We start from the raw sequence: 17,109 nt of genomic DNA, 5'->3' as shown, positions 1-17,109 counted from the left end.
GTGCGTCTGACGCACCCAATGTGGCGTTCGGTGCGTTGAACGCAACCAACGCCACATTGGGGTGGTCGGGGCCGGGTCAGCGCGGGGCGGGTTCGGTGTCCAGGCCGAGTTCGTCCAGGCCCGCGTAGACGTCCGGACGGCGGCTGCGCAGCCACGCCGCGAGGGCGAGGCCGGCGGCCACCGCCACCGCGAGCAGCCACGGCAGCAGGGCGATCGCGGGGGCCTCGGAGCCGGCGAGCGTGGGGAAGTTGACGATCGCCAGCGCCGTCACGGCGATCAGGCCGAGGCCGCCGAGCCCGGGCGCGATCGCCGTGCGCCAGAGGCGGGGGTCGCGCCGCCTGCGGAAGAACGCGACGACGGCGATCCCCGCCAGCGCCTGCAAGGCGATCACGCCGAGGGTGCCGATGCCGGTCATGCTGGCGGTGAGGTCGGCGAGGGGATCGAGGCCGGCCAGCGCGTACGCCGCGGCGATCAGCGTCGCCAGCCCGATCTGCGTCCCGCTGGCGACGTACGGTGCCCCGTTCGCCGCGTTCGTGCGGCCGAGGACGGCGGGCAGCACGCGGGCGCGGCCGAGCGCGAACAGGTAGCGCGTCGCGGAGTTGTGCAGCGCCAGCAGTGCCGCGAACAGGCTGACCACCAGCAGCAGCATCATCACGTCGGTGAGGAACGAACCCAGGTAGGTCCGGCTGATCGAGAAGACGAGGTCGCCGGTGGCGAGGTGGTCCTGCGCCGTCTGCCCGGCTTGCGCGACGCTCGTCGCGCTGACGATCGCCCACGTCGTGACCGCGGCGAACACGCCGATCAGGACGATCGCCGTGTAGGTCGCGCGGGAGATCGTCCGGTGCGGGTCGCGTGCCTCCTCGCTGAACAGCCCGGTGGCCTCGAAGCCGACGAAAGCGTTGAAGGCGAAGAGGAACGCGATCCCGATCGAGCCCGAGAACACCACGCCGGGGGAGAACGCGTGGACGTCCAGTCCGGTCCGGACGGCCACCGCGACGTCCAGGACGAGCAGGATCGACACCTCGAGCACGAGCGAAACCCCGAGCACCTTCGCGCTGACGTCGACGCCGCGGCGGCCGAGCGCGAACACCGCGAGGGCGGAGGCGAGGCTCCAGAGCGGCCACGGCGTGTGCCAGCCGAAAACCTGCTCGACGACGTTCGCCGTGAAGAAGCCGCTCGTCCCGACCGCGCCGGCGACGAAGCAGTTGTAGCCCAGCAGGGCGATGAGCGCGGCGACCAGGCCCAGCGGGCGGCCGAGGCCTTTGGTGACGTAGACGTAGAAGCCGCCGGCGCCGGTGACCACTTTGCTCATCTGCGCGTAGCCGACGCCGAAGAGCACCAGGATCAGCGCGGCGAGCAGGAACGCGCCGGGCATGCCGCCGCCGTTGCCGAGCGCGATGCCCAGCGAGGCGATGACGACGATGCCGGTGAGCGGCGCGACGGCGGCGAGGACGAGGAAGACGACGCCCGGTGTGCCCAGCGCGTCGCGGCGCAGGGAGCCCGACTCGGCCATGGGTTTCTCCTCCCGCAGGGACTGTCCGGGCATGGTGCGCCCCGGCCGTCGCGGGAGTCTTGTGCCGCAGCGCAGAACCGTTGCCTAGCCCGGCACCCACATCGTGACGCGGGTGCCGCGGCCCGGCTGCGAGTCCACCGTGCCGTGCCCGCCGACCTCGGCCAGCCGGGCCACGATGGACTGGCTGATGCCGAAGCCCGGCGGCCGGTCGTGGACGTCGAAGCCCCGGCCCTGGTCGCGGGCGACCACCGCGATCCCGCCGTCGCGTTCCTCCACGCGGAGAACGACCTGCTTGGTCCCGGAGTGCTTCACGGTGTTGCGCAACGCCTCCCGGACCGCCTCGACCAGCGCGGTGCGGCGATCGGAGGAAACCTTGTGGTCGTCGGCGAAGTCCGCGGCGACGAGCTGCGTGCGCAGGCCGTCACGGGTCAGCTCGGTGGCGACGTCGGCGAGTTCGACGGCGAAGCTGCGCGTCGGGCCGGTCGGCAGCGGCTCGGTGATCTTGCGGCGCAGCTCGGCCGCCTCCGCCTTGGCGACCGAGCGGAGTTCCGCCAGCCGCGTGACGGCGTGCGCTTGGTCGCCGGGCGCCGAAATGGCCAGCGCTTCGAGCGTCTGCAGCACGCTGTCGTGCATGATGCGCCGGGTCCGGCGGCGTTCGGCTTCGCGCCCGCGCCGCAGCCCGATGTCCACCGCGAACCGGGTGCCGACGCCGAGCAGGATGAGGATCGCGACGGCGAGCACGATCGCCACCGCCAGCGCGACCAGGCAGCCGATCGACCGCGTCAGGGCGAGCTGGTGGTCCAGCGGGAGGCCGCCGGCCACAGTGAGCGCCGCGCGCAACGGCACGGCCGCGGCGAACAGCCACAGCGCGGCGGGCAGCCCGGACGTGCCCGCCCACATGGCGACCGCGCCGACCAGCCAGGTCCACGACACGTCGACCGCGAACGGCTGCACCGCGGGCGGCGCCGTCATGGCCACGACGAAGTTGAGCAGGACGCCGACGGCCAGGTCCAGCCCGAGCGCGCGGGTGGTGATGCGGGCCCGCAGCCCACCGGACCGCAGCACCCAGACCGCGGCGGCGGTGTTGGCCAGCACGGCGAACACGGTCGCGCCCAGCACCGGGCCGAGGCCGAGGCCGCCGTTGGCGGCGGCGAACCCGATGAACACCTTGACGAACGCCGCGATCCGGTAGGCCAGCGGCACGAGGACCCAGTAGCGCGAGGCACGCGCGAGCGTCGCGTCCCCGACCGCGGTGAGGTCGCCGTTGTCGTCCGCGGGCTCGGCAGGCTCCGCGGGTGTGCCGCTGCGGAGCAACGTGCGGACGAACGCGCGCGGCGGTGCGGCAGAGCCCGCCTCGGGCATCGGTGGTCCCCATTCATCCGGCCGTCCGGGCGGGCCTGAGCCTGGCAGCGCGGCGGGGGAGCCGTCAACCGAAACGGCCAGGAGTCCAGCCCGGTGGAGCAAGGGGCGCGACGGGTTCGTGACCTTGGGGGTGTGATCGCCAGTGGAGCCGCGCTTGTGGTTGGCGGCTTGGCGGCGCCGGGCTTCGCCGCGCGCGAGTGGGGCGGGCGGGTGGTGGGGCGCGGGGGCCGGGCGGTTTGCGGCCGGCGAGTGGTGTGCGGTGGTCGGTCGGCGCGGGGGAGCGGGCCGGTGGCGGGGCGCGGGGTTGGGCGGCTTGGGCCCGGAGAGCGGGGTCGCGGACGGCTGGCCGGCGAGCGGGTGGCGGCGAGCGGGCCGATGGCGGCCAGCGGGGCGGTTGCGGCCGGCGAGTGGCCGGTGCAGGGGAGCGGGCCGGTGGTGGAGCGAGGGGCGGCAGCCGGGGTGCCGCGGTTGCCCGGCGCGCGTGGTGCGCCGGGCGGTCGGGACCTCAGTACGTGTGGAACACCGTGTCCTCGCCCGCGTACTCCGGCCAGCCGGGCGAACCCGTCGTCGCGAAGCGGTGCCAGGCGGCGTTCAGTTCGGTGGCCAGCTCCTGGGGTGGGTTCTCGCCGAGGAGGCCGCCGGGGGCTGCGGCGAGGGCGTTGAACACGAAGGGCAGCTCGAGGCCGTGGCAGGCGCCCAGGGCGCCGCCGAGCAAGGGCGAGCCCCACTCGAACTCGTAGCGGAACGTGCGGCCCGTGTGGTTGTCGGCCAGGTTGCGGACGCCGTCGCGGAAGACCAGGTCCGTTAGGGCCGCGACGAGGACCTCGCCGGCTGGGGCGTCGGCGCCGAGGCCGTACGCGTGCAGGACGCCCGCCGGGTCCGGGTGGGACACCGCCAGTGATGCGATCGCCTGGTCGTCGGTGACCGCTTCCAGTGCGCCGGTCGGGACCAGGTAGAGGCGCATCTCCTCGCTGCAGCTGCCGGCGATCAGGTCGACGTCGCGGCCCGCGCCCGCCTTGATCGCCTTGGCCGGGTGGTGGGGGAGGACGTCGTCGCCGATCACCGGGAGGAAGGGGCTCAGGCCGTAGCCGCGGTCGAAGCCCAGTGCGTCGCGCAGGTCGGGTGCGCCGCCGGGGCGCAGGACGGCGTCCTGGGCGTCGAGCAGCTGCTCGGTCGACACCTTCCGGAAGGCTTCCGCGGTCGGCTCGACCTTCAGCTCGTCGGCGACCACCCGGGCCAGCCGCCGCGCCTGGACGCCGTCGCGCACCATGTCGGGGTGTCCGCTTTGGACGATCGCGCGCCGGAAGAGGCCCGGCGAGAGCGGCGAGCCGAGCAGGCAGGCGACGCTCACCGCGCCCGATGCCGCGCCGAAGAGGGTGATGTTGGCGGGGTCGCCGCCGAACCCGGCGATGTTCTCCCGGACCCAGCGCAGCGCGGCGAGCTGGTCGCGCAGGCCGAGGTTGGTGGCTCCGCCGTCCAGCGGCAGGAAACCGTCCACGCCGAGCCGGTACTGCACGGTCACCAGCACCGCGCCCGCGCGGGCGAACGCCGTGCCGTCGTAGACCGCGGCCGAGCCGGTGCCGCCGAGGAACGTGCCCCCGTGGAGGAACACCAGCACCGGCAGCGCGGCGGCACCCGGCTGCGGCGTCCACACGTCGACCGTCAGGTACTCCGGGCCCGGCCGCCAGCCGGTGCCGGCGAGCGGCGTCAGGTCCAGGCCCGGGACGTCGTGTCTGCGCTGCGGCGCGGTCGGCCCCGGTCTTCTCGCGTCACGGACCTCTTCCCACGGCGGCGCGGGGACGGGCTCGGCGAAGCGCAGGTCGCCTTCGGGCGCGGCGGCGTACGGCACGCCTCGGAAGAGCGCGACGCCGTCGGCGGTGACCTGACCGCGAACCGCGCCGGAAGTGGTGGGGACGACCGGGTCGGTCATGCGGGGGATCCCTTCGTGGCACACCGGAGAAGTGCCCGCCAGCCTAGGACCGTGGACCGGTCGCCGTCATCGGCGATCGTCCCCACTGGTGTCGCGGATGGGTAACGGCGGAGCGGGGCGCCGGTGGGCGCCCCGCTCCGCGGTCAGCCTTCGAGGAGGTCCTCGATGGTGATGGGGATGTGCCGGACCCGGGTGCCGGTGGCGTTGTAGACGGCGTTCGCCACCGCCGCCGCCATGCCGACCGTGCCGATTTCGCCGAGGCCGCGGGCGCCGACGGCGTTGTGCAGCGTGTCCGGGTACTCGACGAAGTGGACGTCGACCTCCGGGATGTCGGCGTTGACCGGGAGCAGGTAGCTCGCGAAGTCGCCGTTGGCGAGCCGGCCGTTCGCCTCGATCTCGAGACCCTCGTGCAGCGCGGCCGAGACGCCCCAGATCATGCCGCCCATGATCTGGCTGCGGGCCGCCTTGTCGTTGATGATCCGGCCCGAGTCGAACACGCCGAGCAGTCGCGAGACGCGCGCTTCGCGCGTCCACTTGTGCACCCGGACCTCGCAGAACTGGGCGCCCCACGAGCTGAACGAATGCTTTGTCAGTTCCTCGCCCGGTGCCGACGAACCGGTCACGTCGAGCGACTCGCGGCCCACGGCGCGCAGCAGCTCGCCGAAGGTCATGCTGCGGCCGTCCGCGAACACGCGGCCGTCGGCGTAGGTGACCTCGTGGCCTTCGAACGGCGCGCCGGGGTCGGCGGCGAGTGCCACCAGCTCGTCGATGGCCTTGCCCGCCGCGATCATGATCGCGGTGCCCGCGCTCGCCGTCGCCGTCGAGCCGCCGGACAGGCCGCCCGGCGGGAGCGCCGAGTCGCCGAGCCGCGGGGTGATCCGGTCGGCCGGGATGTCCAGCGATTCCGCGCCCACCAGGGAAAGCACGGTCAGCAGGCCGGTGCCCGGGTCCGCGCCGCTGGTGGCGACGTCGGCGGTGTCGTCGGCCCGCAGCGTGATGCCGACCGTGGCCGGGAAGCGCAGCGCCGGGAACATCGCGGTGGCGACGCCCATCCCGACGAGCCAGTCGCCTTCGGTGCGCGTGCCGGGCGGGCGGTGCGCCCAGCCGAAGCGCTGCGCGCCGATGCGGAAGCACTCGTCGAGGTGCTTGCTCGACCACTGCAGGTCGTTGCCCGGCGGGGCGGTCGAGTTGTTGCGGATGCGCAGCTCGATCGGGTCCATGTCCAGCGCGACGGCGAGTTCGTCGATCGCGCTTTCCAGCGCGAACGAGCCGGGTGCCTCGCCGGGGGCGCGCATGAACGTCGTCGGCGGGATGTTGAGCGGCACGATCTTCTGGCTGATGGCCAGGTTCTGCGTGGCGTACCACTCGCGCGAGGTGCCGTGCGACGTCGGCTCGACGAACGAGCGGGCGGTGTCGGTGCTGCACCACGAGTCGTGGCTCAGCGCGACGAGGGTGCCGTCGCGTTCCGCGCCGAGCTTCATCGTCTGGACCGTCGCGGCCCGGCCCGCGGTCGCGGTGAAGACCTGCTCACGGGTGAGCGCGGCCTTGACCGGGCGGTTCAGCGCCCGCGAGGCCGCGGCGGCCAGGAACGCCGGCGCGGACGTCCGGCCCTTGCCGCCGAACGCGCCGCCCACGAAGGGGTTCACGCAGTGGACGGCGGTCAGCTCGAGTTCCAGGGCGCTCGCCAGCTCCATCGCCTGCAGGTTCGAGGCCTGGTTCCCGCTGTAGACGGTCAGCTCGCCGCCGTCCCACACCGCGACCGCGGAGTGCGGCTCCATCGCGGCGTGGTTCTGCGTCGCGGTGGTGTAGGTGGCTTCGACGACCACCGGGCTCGCGGCGAAGGCGTCTTCGATGGATTCGACGCCGTCGGCGAGGACCTCCAGCGACGGCGGCGCGCCGTCACGGGCCGGCGGCGCGTCTTCGGCCGTGGCCAGGCCTTCGGCCAGCGACGTCTTGGCCGGCAACGGGCGGTAGGCGACGTTCACCAGCGAAGCCGCGTCGCGGGCCTGCTCGAACGTCTCCGCGACGACGAAGCCGATCGGCTGGCCGTAGTAGGTGACTTCCTTGTCCTGCAGCGGAACCCACGTTTCGCCGAACAGCGGCGAAGTGGCCGTGCGCATCTCCAGCGGGTCGAACGGCGAGTACACGCCGACGACGCCGGGTGCTTCCCGCGCCGCGGAGAAGTCCATGGCTTCGATCTCGCCGTGGGCGATCGTGCTGAGCACGACGTAGCCGTAGGCCATGCCGGGGAAGTGGTGGTCGGCGCCGTACTTGGCCCGGCCGGTGACCTTCAGCGGCGCGTCCAGCCGGGTGATCATCGGGAGCTCCCCTCGGTCAGTTCGAGCAGCGCGCGGACGATGGTCCGCTTGAGCAGCGGCACCTTGTACCCGTTGTGGGACAACGGTTCGGCGCCCTCGGCCGCCACGGCGGCGGCCGCTTCGAAGGCGGCCTCGGTCGCCGGGCCGCCGCGCAGGGCCGCTTCGACCGACGGCAGGTGCCACGGCACGGTCCCCACGCCGCCGACCGCGACGCGCGCGTCGGCGACGACGCCGTCCCGGACGTCCAGCGCGACGGCAGCCGAGCACAGCGCGAACTCGTAGGACTGCCTGTCGCGCACCTTGACGTAGGTGGAGTTCGCCGCCCAGTCCAGCCGCGGCACGACGACCTCGGTGATCAGTTCGCCCGGCCGCAGGTCGTTCTCCAGCGCCGGGGTGTCGCCGGGCAGCTGGTAGAAGTCGCGCAGGGCGACTTCGCGGGTGCCGTCGGCGTCGGCCAGCTTGACGCGGGCGTCGAGTGCGACCAGGGCGACCGCGACGTCGCTGGCGTGCGTCGCCGCGCAGGAGTCGCTGGCGCCGAGGATCGCGTGCATCCGGTTCGCGCCCGTGAGCGCGGGGCAGCCGCTGCCGGGCACGCGCTTGTTGCACGGCGAAGCGACGTCGCGGAAGTACGAGCAGCGCGTGCGCTGCAGCAGGTTCCCGCCGATGCTGGCCATGTTCCGCAGCTGCTGCGACGCGCTGAGCAGCAGGGCCCGCGAGATCGCCGGGTACACCTGCGGGTGCGCGGCGATGGCGCTCATCCGCTCCAGCGCGCCGAACCGCAGGCCGTCGCTGGTGTCGATGCCGTGCAGCGGGACCTGGTTGATGTCGAGGACGTGCTCGGGCGTGAGGACGTCGAGCTTCATGAGGTCGACCAGCGTCGTCCCGCCGGCGAGGAAGGTGCCGGGGGTCGCGAGCGCCGCTTCGACGGTGGTGGGCGCGGTCAGCTCAAAGGGACGCATCGGCGCTCCTCGCCTGCTCGACGGCCTTGACGATGTTCGGGTAGGCGGCGCACCGGCAGAGGTTGCCGGACATGAACTCGCGCACGTCCTCGACGCCCTGGTCGACGGCGGCGACCGCCGACATGATCTGCCCGGCGGTGCAGAACCCGCACTGCAGCGCGTCCTGGTCCACGAACGCCTGCTGCACCGGGTGCAGCTCGTCCTCTGTGGACAGTCCTTCGACGGTGGTGACCGGCTCCCGGACGGTGGCGGCGAGGGTCAGGCAGGACAGCACGGGCCGCCCGCCGACGTGCACCGTGCAGGCGCCGCACTGGCCGCGGTCGCAGCCCTTCTTGGGGCCGGTGACGGCGAGGCGCTCGCGCAGCGCGTCCAGGAGCGTCACGCCGGGTTCGACGTTCACGTGTTCGGTACTGCCGTTGACTTCGAGTGAGATGTCCACTGGTCTCTTTCCGCAGCTCGCCCGGAGCGGTTCCAGGCGGTGGTGGTGGCGGCGATCAAGGGGAGCGGATAGTCATCCGCTTCACCCGTTCGCGAGGCTAGCGGATTACAATCCGCTTCGCAACGAACGGATCACGCTGGAGTTGCTCCAGGTCTGGGTTAGATTCGGGCGGACATCGGATGGCAACGAGGAACGGGAGGGACGATGACGACGGGCTCGGTCAGCCCCCGGCGCGCGGACACCCGGCGCAACCACGAGCGCATCCTCGTCGCCGCGGGGGAGTCGCTGGCCCGGACGGGCGAGGTCTCGTTCAACGCGATCGCGAAGCAGGCCGAGGTCGGCGTCGGCACGGTGTACCGGCACTTCCCGACGCCGGAGGCGCTGATCCTGGCCGTCTACCAGCGCGAAGTGCGGCACATCGTGGACATCGTGCCGGTGCTGCTGGAGAAGCACGCGCCGGACGAGGCCTTCCAGGTGTGGGTCACCGACCACCTGGCGCACTACATGATGACGAAGAAGGGCCTGGCCGACGCCCTGCGCCGCGCGACGGCGTCGCGCGGCGAGCTGCCGGCCAGCGCCTACGAGGCCATGATCGGCGCGATGGCGGCGCTGCTCGAAGCGAACGCGGCGGCGGGGACCGTGCGGCCCGGCCTGAACCCGGTGGTGGTGCTGCGCGGCCTGGCCGGCTTGCTGCTCCTCGATCCGGGTGGCGACTGGCGCGGCGAGGCGGCGAGCCTCGCCGAGCTGCTCTGGCACGGGATGGCCAGCTAAGCGCCTTCGGCCGGGTTGCTGGGGCACGGCGTGCCCGCTAGGCGGGGTTGTCCAGGTGGACAGTCACGGTGACGCGGCCTTTCTCGTCGCGGTGGGCGGTGGCGTGCCCGGTGCGGTCGGTGTCGTCCAGTTCCAGGGACAGCGGGGCGCCGTCGCCGGTGAAGTTGCGCCACCACGACTTCGCGTCCGGCAGCCGGACGCCGATCGTCACGACATCGCCTTTGCGGCGGTAGCCGACCGGGGTCGTGAAGGTGCGGCCTGACCGGCGGCCGGTGTAGGTGACCTGGGTCAGGTGGCGGCGGACCAGGCGTCCCCAGCGCGGGGACGTCCGCAGTGAGCCCACGCAGGTGTTGACGCGAGCCACGGCGTTCTTCGGGAGCGGGCCTCGGTATCCCATGGAGCCACCGTACCGGAAACCGGAGATAGGTGTTCCGGTTACGTCGAGGTGGGGAAATCGAAGCGTGCCTCCGTGCGGGGCCAGCGGGTGGTGACGACCTTGGCGCGGGTGTAGAAGCGGACGCCGGCCGGGCCGTGGACGGGGCTGTCGCCGATGAGGGAGTCCTTCCAGCCGCCGAAGGAGTAGTACGACATCGGCACCGGGATCGGGACGTTGACGCCGATCATGCCGACCTTCACCTCGCGCTGGAACTTGCGGGCGGCCTCGCCGCCGGAGGTGAAGATCGCGGTGCCGTTGCCGTACGGGTTGGCGTTGATGACCGCGATCGCCTCGTCGATCGTCCCGGTGCGGACGATCGCCAGCACCGGGCCGAAGATCTCCTCGCGGTAGGCGTCCATCTCCGTGGTCACGTGGTCCAGCAGGGACGGCCCGACGAAGAAGCCCTCGTCGTGGCCTTCGACCCGCAGGCCGCGGCCGTCGACCACCACCGTGGCGCCCTGCTCGGCGCCGCGGGCGACGGAGTTCACCACCCGCTCGCGCGCGGCTTCGGTGACGACCGGGCCCATGTCGCTCGCCGGGTCGCTGCCCGGGCCGACCTTGACCTCGTTCGCCTTGCGTTCGAGGATCCCGACGAGCTTGTCGCCGGCCTCGCCGACCGCCACCCCGACCGAGATCGCCATGCAGCGCTGGCCGGCCGAGCCGAACGCCGCCGCGGTGAGGTGGTTGGCCGCGTACTCCAGATCGGCGTCGGGCAGGACCACCGCGTGGTTCTTCGCGCCGCCGAGGGCCTGGACGCGCTTGCCGGACGCGGTGCCCCGCTCGTGCACGTACTTCGCAATCGGGGTGGAGCCGACGAACGACACCGCCGCGACGTCCGGGTGGTCGAGGAGCGCGTCGACCGCGGTCTTGTCGCCGTGGACGACGTTGAACACGCCGTCCGGCAGGCCGGCTTCGGCGTACAAGCGCGCGACGAAGTTCGAGGCCGACGGGTCGCGCTCGCTCGGCTTCAGGACGAACGTGTTGCCGGTGGCGATCGCGATCGGGTGCATCCACAACGGCACCATGATCGGGAAGTTGAACGGCGTGATCCCGGCGACCACGCCGAGCGGCTGCCGGAAGTCGTGTACGTCGACGTCGCGGGAAACCTGGTCCGAGAAGCTTCCCTTGAGCGCGTCGGCGATGCCGCACGCGTATTCGACGACCTCCCGGCCGCGCACGATCTCGCCGCGGGCGTCCTCGACCACCTTGCCGTGCTCGCTCGAGATGATCCGCGCCAGCTCGTCCTCGTGCTTCACCAGCAGCTCGCGGAAAGCGAACATCACCTTGGTGCGCTGGGACAGCGAAGAGTCGCCCCACGCCTCGAAGGCCTTGCCCGCAGCCGTGACCGCGGTGCCGACGTCGGCGGTTTCGGCGAGCAGGACCCTGGCCTGCTCCCGGCCGGTGGCCGGGTCGAAGACCGGCGCGGTGCGGACCGAGCCCGCCGGGGTGGCGGTGCCGTTGATCCAGTGTTCGATGGTGTTCACGACGCTCCTACGGGTAATGGCGCTGGGTTCACAGCAGCCCCACTGCGGTGTCGACGGCTTTGGCGACGTCGCCGTCGTGCGGGTAGAGCAGCGACCGCCCGACGACCAGGCCCTGGACGGTCGGTAGCGCGAGTGCGCGCTGCCACGCCGCAAAGGCCGCGTCGGCGTCCTTGACTTCGCCGCCGAGCAGGACGGCGGGCAGCGTCGAGGACGCCAGCACGCGCTCCATCTCGTCCACCACCGGCAGCTTGAGCCAGGTGTAGGCCGACGAGCGGCCGAGGCCGGCGGCGATCGTGATCGACTTGATCACGGCGTCGGGGGAGAGGTCGTTCTTGACGCGCCCGCCGGACCAGACCGACAGGAACGGCTCGACCATCGCGATCAGCTTGCGGTCGGCCAGGTCGTTGACCGCCCGCGCGGTGTTCTCCAGGACGCTCGGCGTGGCCGGGTCGTCGAGGCAGATCCGGGTCAGGGTCTTGCCGCCGTCGAAGCGCATCCGCTCGATCGTTTCGGCGTCGTAGCAGGCGAAGCGGTCGTCGATCTCGAAGCTCGACCCGGCCAGGCCGGTGCGGTTCATCGAGCCGAGCACCGTCTTGCCGTCGAGCACGCCGAGCAGGAGCAGGTCGTCGATGACGTCGGCGGTGGCCAGCACGCCGGTGACGCCGGGGCGCTCCAGCGCCAGGCACAGCCGCTCGAGGAGCTCGCCGCGGTCGGCCATCGCCGTCGGGTTGCCGCCCACCGCGTTGGCGCCGCGGGCGGGGTGGTCCGCGGCGATGATCATCGTGCGGCCCTTGTCGTTGAACGGCGACTCGGCCCGCACCCGGTTCGCGGCCGCTTCGGCGATCGCTTCCGGGTGGTGCACGCGTTGGGCGACGATCCGCCGCTGCAGGTCGCTCATCGGTGGGCTCCCGGCTTCCGCACTACCTGGTCTTCAGTGGGCATCGCGTCCTTGCCGAACGAGGTGACGTCTTCCAGCCCCACGCCGGTTTGCCGGGGGTGGACGTCGACCCCGATCCGGCCCATCGTCACGAGGTCGAACCACGTGGTCATCGATGCCCTCCCCTGAGTCGTCCCGAGATCGACGATTGCAGCACTCTCGGACTTTGTCAAGACATATGGACAACACGTCATCCCTACAGGGGACGCCGGGGCGGTAGCATCCGGGGATGAGCAAGCCGGACGTCACCTTCGGCTCCTGGGATCCCGGGCGGGAGATCGTCCTGGACCCGGGCAGCCCCGAGCCGCTGTACTTCCAGGTCTCGCGGCAGCTGCACGCCGCGATCGAGGACGGCAGGCTTCCGGCGGGGTCCCGGCTGGGCAACGAAGTCGACCTGGCCGCGAACCTGCGGCTCTCGCGCCCGACCGTCCGCCAGGCGATCCAGACGCTGGTCAACCAGGGGCTGCTGGTGCGGCGGCGCGGGGTCGGCACGCAGGTCGTCCGCACGAAGGTCGCCCGGCCGCTGCGGCTGAGCAGCCTGTTCGACGACCTCGCCGGACTGGGCGGCAAGCCGGAGTCGGCGGTGCTGGCCAACCGGGTCGAGGACGCCGACGCGAAGGTGGCCGAGCTGCTGGAGGCGCCCGGCTTGGCGCACGTGCGCCGCCTGACGCGGATCCGGTCCGCCGACGGCGAACCGCTGGCGCTGATGAACAACTACCTGCCCGCCGACGTCCTCGACCCGACCGACGACGAGCTGCGCGAACGCGGCCTGTACCAGCTGCTGCGCGCGGCGGGGGTCCGCCTGCACGCGGCCGAGCAGAACATCGGTGCCCGGCTCGCGACCGGTGAGGACGCGGAGCTGCTGCACGAGGAACCGGGGGCGGCGCTGCTCACGATGCAGCGGACGACCTACGACGACACCGGCCGGGTGGTCGAGTACGGCTGGCACGTCTACCGGGCGTCGCGATACACGTTCAACTTGTCGTTGACGAACGGGCCGCAGTAGCGAGGGAGAGCGCGGCGACGGTGGGGTTCGCGCGGTGGCGGGCCGGGATTCCGCGCGAGAAGCCCACGCGGTGCCAGGGGAGCGGCCCCGGCCGTCTAGGGAGCAGTCGGCCTGCGGAGGGCGAGGACCACCGTGTCGTCGGCGTGCAGGACGACGTCGTGCATGCGGGTCACCAGCTCGCGCGGCAGGGTCGCGGCCGGATGGGCGCGGTGGGATTCCGCCAGCACCAGCAACCTGGCCTGGCCTTCGTCGATGTCCTTGCGGCTTTCGACCAAGCCGTCGGTGTAGAGCAGCAGCGTGTCGCCCGGGGCCAGGTCCAGCTCGACCAGCTGCCCGCTGCCCGGGTCGGGGAAGCCGACGCCGCGGCCCACCACCGGTGCGGGGAGGAGGCGGGCGGGGCCGGACGCCTTGACCAGCACCGGTTCCGGGTGGCCGCCGCTGGCCAGGCGGGTGTGGCCGGTTGACGGGTCGGTGCGGGCGAGGAGGACCGTGGCCATCAGGTCGGGCTCGATCGAGGCCAGTGCGAGGGACGCGCGCTTGATCAGGTCCGGGAACGGGTGCCCTTCCAGCGCCAGGGTGCGGATCGCGTGGGTGACGGTGAGGGCGTGCCGGGTCGAGGTGACGCCGTGGCCGACCGCGTCGACCAGTGTCACGTGGACCTGGCCGTCGGGCAGGACGAACCAGTCGTAGAGGTCGCCGCCGGTCGGGGAATCCTGGTCGGTCGGGGAGTAGTGGACGCCCAGCTCCAGGCCTGCCACGACCGGCGCGCGGGGACGCAGTGCGTCCTCCAGCTCGCGGAAGATGACCGCGTGCGCCCGGCGCAGCTGCTCGTCCCGCTGCTCGAGGTCGACGTACATCGCGAGCACGCCGCTGTTGGTCTCCGCCAGCTCGTGCTTGAGCTGCCGCTGCTCGTGCGTGAGCGCGTCGGCGCGGGCGATCAGCGCGAGCATCTCCTCGCGCGTCGCCCGGCCGTCGTCGGGTTCGGCGGGGAGTGCGGGGCCGCCGCCGGCGAGGTGCCAGGTGAGGGTCTCGTCGTCGCCCCGCTCGGGCAGCAGCGGCAAGGCGTTGCGGCTGCTCTGGCTCACCGGGTGGTCGAGCCGCGCGGTCACGGCGAGCCGCCGGTCCGAGGCCGCCGTGGCCACGTCGACGGTTTCACCCGCGGTGAGGGCCGGTTCGGCGAGCAGGGTCACCGCGAGCACCAGCCGCGCGCGGTCGCCGGGGTCGACGCCGGCTTCGCCGCAGGCGGTGCGCAGCCGCTGCCGGATGCGGGCCAGGTCCGGGCGCATCAGGCGGCCCGCTCCACGCGCAGGGCGAGCACGGCCGCGTCGTCGCGCGGGTTGCGGTGCCGGTGGGCGAGCTCGGTGGCGAGCAGCAGCAGGTCCGGGACCCGGCCGGGCACGCGCCACCCGGTGCCGACGCCGTCGGTGTGCAGGACCACCACGTCGCCCTCGGCCAGCTCCACGTGCCGGACCGGGGCCGACGGCAGGGTGAACCCGACGATGCCGGGGGTGCTGAGCAGCAGCCGGGACGGGCCCGCGCCGACGCTCGCGCCGCTGACGTTGCCGACGCCGCAGAACTCGAGCCGCCGCGGCGTGATCCGGATCAGCGCGACGGCGGCGCCGCGGGTCGTGCGGAGGGCGCGGTGCATGTTCGTGAGCTGGTGGGGCAGCGGGCGGTCCGGGTTCTCGAGGAACACGCGCACCGCGGCATCGGCGGCTTCGGCGGCGTCCGGCCCGTGGCCGAGCCCGTCGGCGACGACGGCGGTCCGGCCGCCGGTGACGTCGGCCAGCGCGACGGCGTCACCGCAGTGCTGCTCGCCCTCGCGCGCCAGGCGGAAGTGCCCGATCGCGCCACCGTACGGGGGCGGCACGAGCAGGCGGGCGGCGGCGAGCGTCCCGGTCGCGGGCGAGGACCTGATCCGGAACTCGGTCGCCATGCGGTGCACCGCGCCGAGGCCGGTGCCGAGCGTGGCGGTGGTCGTGTTGCCGTCCAGCAGCCAATGGTCGAGGTCGGCCATGCCCGGACCGTCGTCGGCGGCCAGCACGTCGATGCCACGCCCGATGAGCGAGCGCTGCACGAAGACCGAGCCGCCGGCGGTGTGCTTGTCGATGTTGCCCGCGAGCTCGGCGGCCACCACCGCGGCGCGTTCGGCCAGCACGTCCGGGAGCCCGGTCGCGTGCGCGGCTTCGCGGGCGACGCGGGCGGCGGCGTACGCGGCGCTGGGGTGGTCGACGCGGATGCGGTGGGTCGGCTCGGCGACGGTCGCGGTCACGGCTGCCAGCGCGCGACCGTGACGGTGGTGCCGCGGCCGGGTGCGGTTTCGAGGTCGAATTCGTGGACCAGGCGGCAGGTGCCGCCGAGGCCGTGCCCCAGTCCCGCGCCGGTGCTGAACCCGTCGGTCATCGCCTGCTCGACGTCGGCGATCCCCGGGCCCTCGTCGCGGACCTGGAGCCGGATCCCGGTCCGCCCGGCCGGGTCCCGCTCCACGCTGACGGTCATCGTGCCGCCGCCGCCGTGGATGTAGGCGTTGCGGACCAGTTCGCTGGCCGCGGTGACGATCTTCGTCTGGTCGACGATCGAAAAACCGGCGGCGACCGCGGCCGCCCGCACGGCGTGACGGGCGGCGAGGAGATCCTCCTCCACGCGGACGGGGTGCTCGGCGGGCCCGACCGTCCGCTCGTCAGGAAGCATGGGGCGCCTCTCCGGCGGCCTCGGCGGGACGGCGCCAGCCCAGCAGCTCCATCGCCTGTTCCGCGTTCAGCGCGGTCCGCACCCCGGTGAGCTGCAGGCCGAGCTCGGTCAGCGTCAGCGCGACGGCCGGGCGCATGCCCGCCACGATCATCCGCGCGCCGAGCAGCTGCCCGGTGCCGGCCAGCTGCATGAGCACGCGGGCGACGAAGGAGTCGATGATCTCCAGCCGGGAGATGTCGATGATGACCCCGCGGATGTCCTCGTCGGCGATCCGCGTGGTCAGCTCGTCGGTGAACGCGAGGGCGGTCTGGTCGTCCAGGTCGCTCAGCAGCCCGCTGAGCAGGATGTCCCCGAGCCGCAGGATGGGCAGCCCGGCGTTCACCCGGTCACGCCCGGCCGGGCGGTGCCGTCGCCGATGAGGTGCATCGCGGTCGCCAGCGCGTCGGCGAGCGAGCCGCGCGTGACGATGTGCGAGAGGTCGATGCCCAGCTGCGTGATGGTCTGCGCGATCGACGGGCGGATGCCGCTGATCACGCAGTCCGCGCCCATCAGCCGGACGGCGCTGACGGTCTGCAGCAGGTGCTGCGCCACCGCGGTGTCGACGGTCGGGACGCCGGTGATGTCGATGATCGCCACCCGGGCCTCGGTGGCCTGGATCGCCTCCAGCAGGCTGTTCATCACGACCTGCGTCCGGGCGCTGTCGAGCGTGCCGATCAGGGGCACCGCGAGGACGTGGCGCCACAGCCGCAGGACCGGGGTGGACAGCTCGAGCACCTGGCTGTGCTGCTCGCGGATGATCCGCTCCCGGCCCGCCGCGTAGACCTCGAAGGTCAGCACGCCCGCGCTGTCGAGCAGTTCGTCGACCAGCAGCGCGGCCCGGTAGCGCAGCGCGGAGTCCTCGGTGTGCCGTTCGATCGCGCCCAGCATCGTGCGCTTGAGCGCGAGGATCGCCATCGCCGTGACCTTCGGTTCGGCACCCGCGCGGGCCCGGCGCTCCGAAAGCGAGGTCAACGCGTCGCGCACGGCGGGGTCCTGGTCCACGATCCGGGACACCGGGAGGGTGCCGGCGATCGCGGCGCGCAGTGCTTCCAGCAGGCCGGCGGCTTCGCGGCGAAGCTCGTCGCCGGGTTCCTGACCGGCCCAATCCCGGGCCAGCGCGGCCCGGTCTTCCTCCAGAACGCGCGTCAGCACTCCGCGGACCTGGCTGTCGTCCGTGCCCGGCACCGAGCCCTCCCTTGGTGTTGCGGGCGCGCTCTGCTGTAC

At 73.0% G+C, this 17,109-nt stretch carries 17 protein-coding genes; 2 read left to right on the top strand and 15 right to left on the bottom strand.

What is annotated here, in order from left to right:
• Positions 1–76 precede the first annotated feature (76 nt).
• From SD460_RS33475 to SD460_RS33450, 6 genes are all read right to left on the bottom strand, one after another.
• Positions 77–1,513, bottom strand: coding sequence for an APC family permease (locus tag SD460_RS33475; RefSeq protein WP_290062357.1), 1,437 nt, complete (start codon positions 1,511–1,513; stop codon positions 77–79).
• 84 nt (positions 1,514–1,597) lie between these two features.
• Entirely contained in the window at positions 1,598–2,875 is a 1,278-nt protein-coding gene (locus SD460_RS33470) for a sensor histidine kinase (RefSeq protein WP_290062358.1), read from the bottom strand.
• A 505-nt stretch (positions 2,876–3,380) separates the two neighbouring features.
• Complete coding sequence (locus tag SD460_RS33465) at positions 3,381–4,805, bottom strand: carboxylesterase/lipase family protein (protein ID WP_290059396.1); 1,425 nt, start codon at positions 4,803–4,805, stop codon at positions 3,381–3,383.
• Between the two features lie 143 nt (positions 4,806–4,948).
• The gene (locus SD460_RS33460) at positions 4,949–7,123 is read right to left on the bottom strand and encodes a xanthine dehydrogenase family protein molybdopterin-binding subunit (RefSeq protein ID WP_318307245.1); all 2,175 of its coding nucleotides are present in this window, start codon (positions 7,121–7,123) and stop codon (positions 4,949–4,951) included.
• Positions 7,120–8,082: an FAD binding domain-containing protein gene (locus tag SD460_RS33455; RefSeq protein WP_318307244.1), complete on the bottom strand. Its 963-nt coding sequence runs from the start codon at positions 8,080–8,082 to the stop codon at positions 7,120–7,122. Before SD460_RS33455 ends, SD460_RS33460 begins: the two co-directional genes overlap by 4 nt.
• Positions 8,069–8,521, bottom strand: a complete 453-nt coding sequence (locus SD460_RS33450) for a (2Fe-2S)-binding protein (RefSeq protein WP_290059388.1) — start codon at positions 8,519–8,521, stop codon at positions 8,069–8,071. Before SD460_RS33450 ends, SD460_RS33455 begins: the two co-directional genes overlap by 14 nt.
• Before the next feature lie 204 nt (positions 8,522–8,725).
• Between SD460_RS33450 and SD460_RS33445 the strand changes: the two genes are divergently transcribed.
• On the top strand, positions 8,726–9,292 hold the full coding sequence (locus tag SD460_RS33445) for a TetR/AcrR family transcriptional regulator (protein WP_318307243.1): 567 nt from the start codon (positions 8,726–8,728) through the stop codon (positions 9,290–9,292).
• 37 nt (positions 9,293–9,329) lie between these two features.
• Here the strand turns inward: SD460_RS33445 and SD460_RS33440 are convergent, their stop codons facing one another.
• From SD460_RS33440 to SD460_RS33425, 4 genes are read right to left on the bottom strand one after another with little or no spacing between them, the layout of a single operon-like run.
• Positions 9,330–9,689, bottom strand: coding sequence for a nitroreductase/quinone reductase family protein (locus tag SD460_RS33440; RefSeq protein ID WP_290059383.1), 360 nt, complete (start codon positions 9,687–9,689; stop codon positions 9,330–9,332).
• A 38-nt stretch (positions 9,690–9,727) separates the two neighbouring features.
• Positions 9,728–11,212 carry a CoA-acylating methylmalonate-semialdehyde dehydrogenase gene (locus tag SD460_RS33435; protein WP_290059382.1) on the bottom strand — a complete coding sequence of 495 codons (1,485 nt, stop codon included), beginning with the start codon at positions 11,210–11,212 and terminating at the stop codon, positions 9,728–9,730.
• A 28-nt stretch (positions 11,213–11,240) separates the two neighbouring features.
• Positions 11,241–12,110, bottom strand: a complete 870-nt coding sequence (locus SD460_RS33430; protein WP_290059380.1) for a Cgl0159 family (beta/alpha)8-fold protein — start codon at positions 12,108–12,110, stop codon at positions 11,241–11,243.
• Positions 12,107–12,262, bottom strand: coding sequence for a hypothetical protein (locus SD460_RS33425; protein ID WP_318307242.1), 156 nt, complete (start codon positions 12,260–12,262; stop codon positions 12,107–12,109). Before SD460_RS33425 ends, SD460_RS33430 begins: the two co-directional genes overlap by 4 nt.
• 116 nt (positions 12,263–12,378) lie before the next feature.
• On the opposite strand from SD460_RS33425, the gene SD460_RS33420 reads away from it, so the two are divergent.
• Positions 12,379–13,155: a GntR family transcriptional regulator gene (locus SD460_RS33420; protein WP_290059378.1), complete on the top strand. Its 777-nt coding sequence runs from the start codon at positions 12,379–12,381 to the stop codon at positions 13,153–13,155.
• Positions 13,156–13,250: 95 nt separating this feature from the next.
• Here SD460_RS33420 and SD460_RS33415 read toward each other — a convergent pair whose 3' ends face one another.
• The 5 genes from SD460_RS33415 to SD460_RS33395 are packed head-to-tail and all read right to left on the bottom strand — an operon-like array spanning position 13,251 to position 17,070.
• Complete coding sequence (locus SD460_RS33415) at positions 13,251–14,441, bottom strand: PP2C family protein-serine/threonine phosphatase (RefSeq protein ID WP_290059376.1); 1,191 nt, start codon at positions 14,439–14,441, stop codon at positions 13,251–13,253.
• Positions 14,441–15,427: a SpoIIE family protein phosphatase gene (locus SD460_RS33410; RefSeq protein WP_290059374.1), complete on the bottom strand. Its 987-nt coding sequence runs from the start codon at positions 15,425–15,427 to the stop codon at positions 14,441–14,443. Before SD460_RS33410 ends, SD460_RS33415 begins: the two co-directional genes overlap by 1 nt.
• Entirely contained in the window at positions 15,424–15,846 is a 423-nt protein-coding gene (locus tag SD460_RS33405; protein ID WP_318307241.1) for an ATP-binding protein, read from the bottom strand. The genes SD460_RS33410 and SD460_RS33405 overlap by 4 nt, the downstream gene beginning before the upstream one ends.
• Positions 15,836–16,228, bottom strand: coding sequence for an STAS domain-containing protein (locus SD460_RS33400; RefSeq protein ID WP_290059370.1), 393 nt, complete (start codon positions 16,226–16,228; stop codon positions 15,836–15,838). Before SD460_RS33400 ends, SD460_RS33405 begins: the two co-directional genes overlap by 11 nt.
• Positions 16,225–17,070: an STAS domain-containing protein gene (locus SD460_RS33395; RefSeq protein WP_290059369.1), complete on the bottom strand. Its 846-nt coding sequence runs from the start codon at positions 17,068–17,070 to the stop codon at positions 16,225–16,227. The genes SD460_RS33400 and SD460_RS33395 overlap by 4 nt, the downstream gene beginning before the upstream one ends.
• Positions 17,071–17,109 lie beyond the last annotated feature (39 nt).

It is taken from the genome of Amycolatopsis solani, assembly GCF_033441515.1.
GTDB classification, from domain to species: Bacteria; Actinomycetota; Actinomycetes; order Mycobacteriales; family Pseudonocardiaceae; genus Amycolatopsis; species Amycolatopsis solani.
Note: the sequence above shows the minus strand (reverse complement) of the source record. Positions and strands in the feature narration are given on the sequence as shown.

What these genes read in the sequence shown, in the direction of transcription:
- SD460_RS33475 (WP_290062357.1), bottom strand. Translation starts at nt 1,513, where the DNA reads ATGGCCGAGTCGGGCTCCCTGCGCCGCGACGCGCTGGGCACACCGGGC.
- SD460_RS33470 (WP_290062358.1), bottom strand. Translation starts at nt 2,875, where the DNA reads ATGCCCGAGGCGGGCTCTGCCGCACCGCCGCGCGCGTTCGTCCGCACG.
- SD460_RS33465 (WP_290059396.1), bottom strand. Translation starts at nt 4,805, where the DNA reads ATGACCGACCCGGTCGTCCCCACCACTTCCGGCGCGGTTCGCGGTCAG.
- SD460_RS33460 (WP_318307245.1), bottom strand. Translation starts at nt 7,123, where the DNA reads ATGATCACCCGGCTGGACGCGCCGCTGAAGGTCACCGGCCGGGCCAAG.
- SD460_RS33455 (WP_318307244.1), bottom strand. Translation starts at nt 8,082, where the DNA reads ATGCGTCCCTTTGAGCTGACCGCGCCCACCACCGTCGAAGCGGCGCTC.
- SD460_RS33445 (WP_318307243.1), top strand. Translation starts at nt 8,726, where the DNA reads ATGACGACGGGCTCGGTCAGCCCCCGGCGCGCGGACACCCGGCGCAAC.
- SD460_RS33440 (WP_290059383.1), bottom strand. Translation starts at nt 9,689, where the DNA reads ATGGGATACCGAGGCCCGCTCCCGAAGAACGCCGTGGCTCGCGTCAAC.
- SD460_RS33430 (WP_290059380.1), bottom strand. Translation starts at nt 12,110, where the DNA reads ATGAGCGACCTGCAGCGGCGGATCGTCGCCCAACGCGTGCACCACCCG.
- SD460_RS33425 (WP_318307242.1), bottom strand. Translation starts at nt 12,262, where the DNA reads ATGACCACGTGGTTCGACCTCGTGACGATGGGCCGGATCGGGGTCGAC.
- SD460_RS33420 (WP_290059378.1), top strand. Translation starts at nt 12,379, where the DNA reads ATGAGCAAGCCGGACGTCACCTTCGGCTCCTGGGATCCCGGGCGGGAG.
- SD460_RS33415 (WP_290059376.1), bottom strand. Translation starts at nt 14,441, where the DNA reads ATGCGCCCGGACCTGGCCCGCATCCGGCAGCGGCTGCGCACCGCCTGC.
- SD460_RS33405 (WP_318307241.1), bottom strand. Translation starts at nt 15,846, where the DNA reads ATGCTTCCTGACGAGCGGACGGTCGGGCCCGCCGAGCACCCCGTCCGC.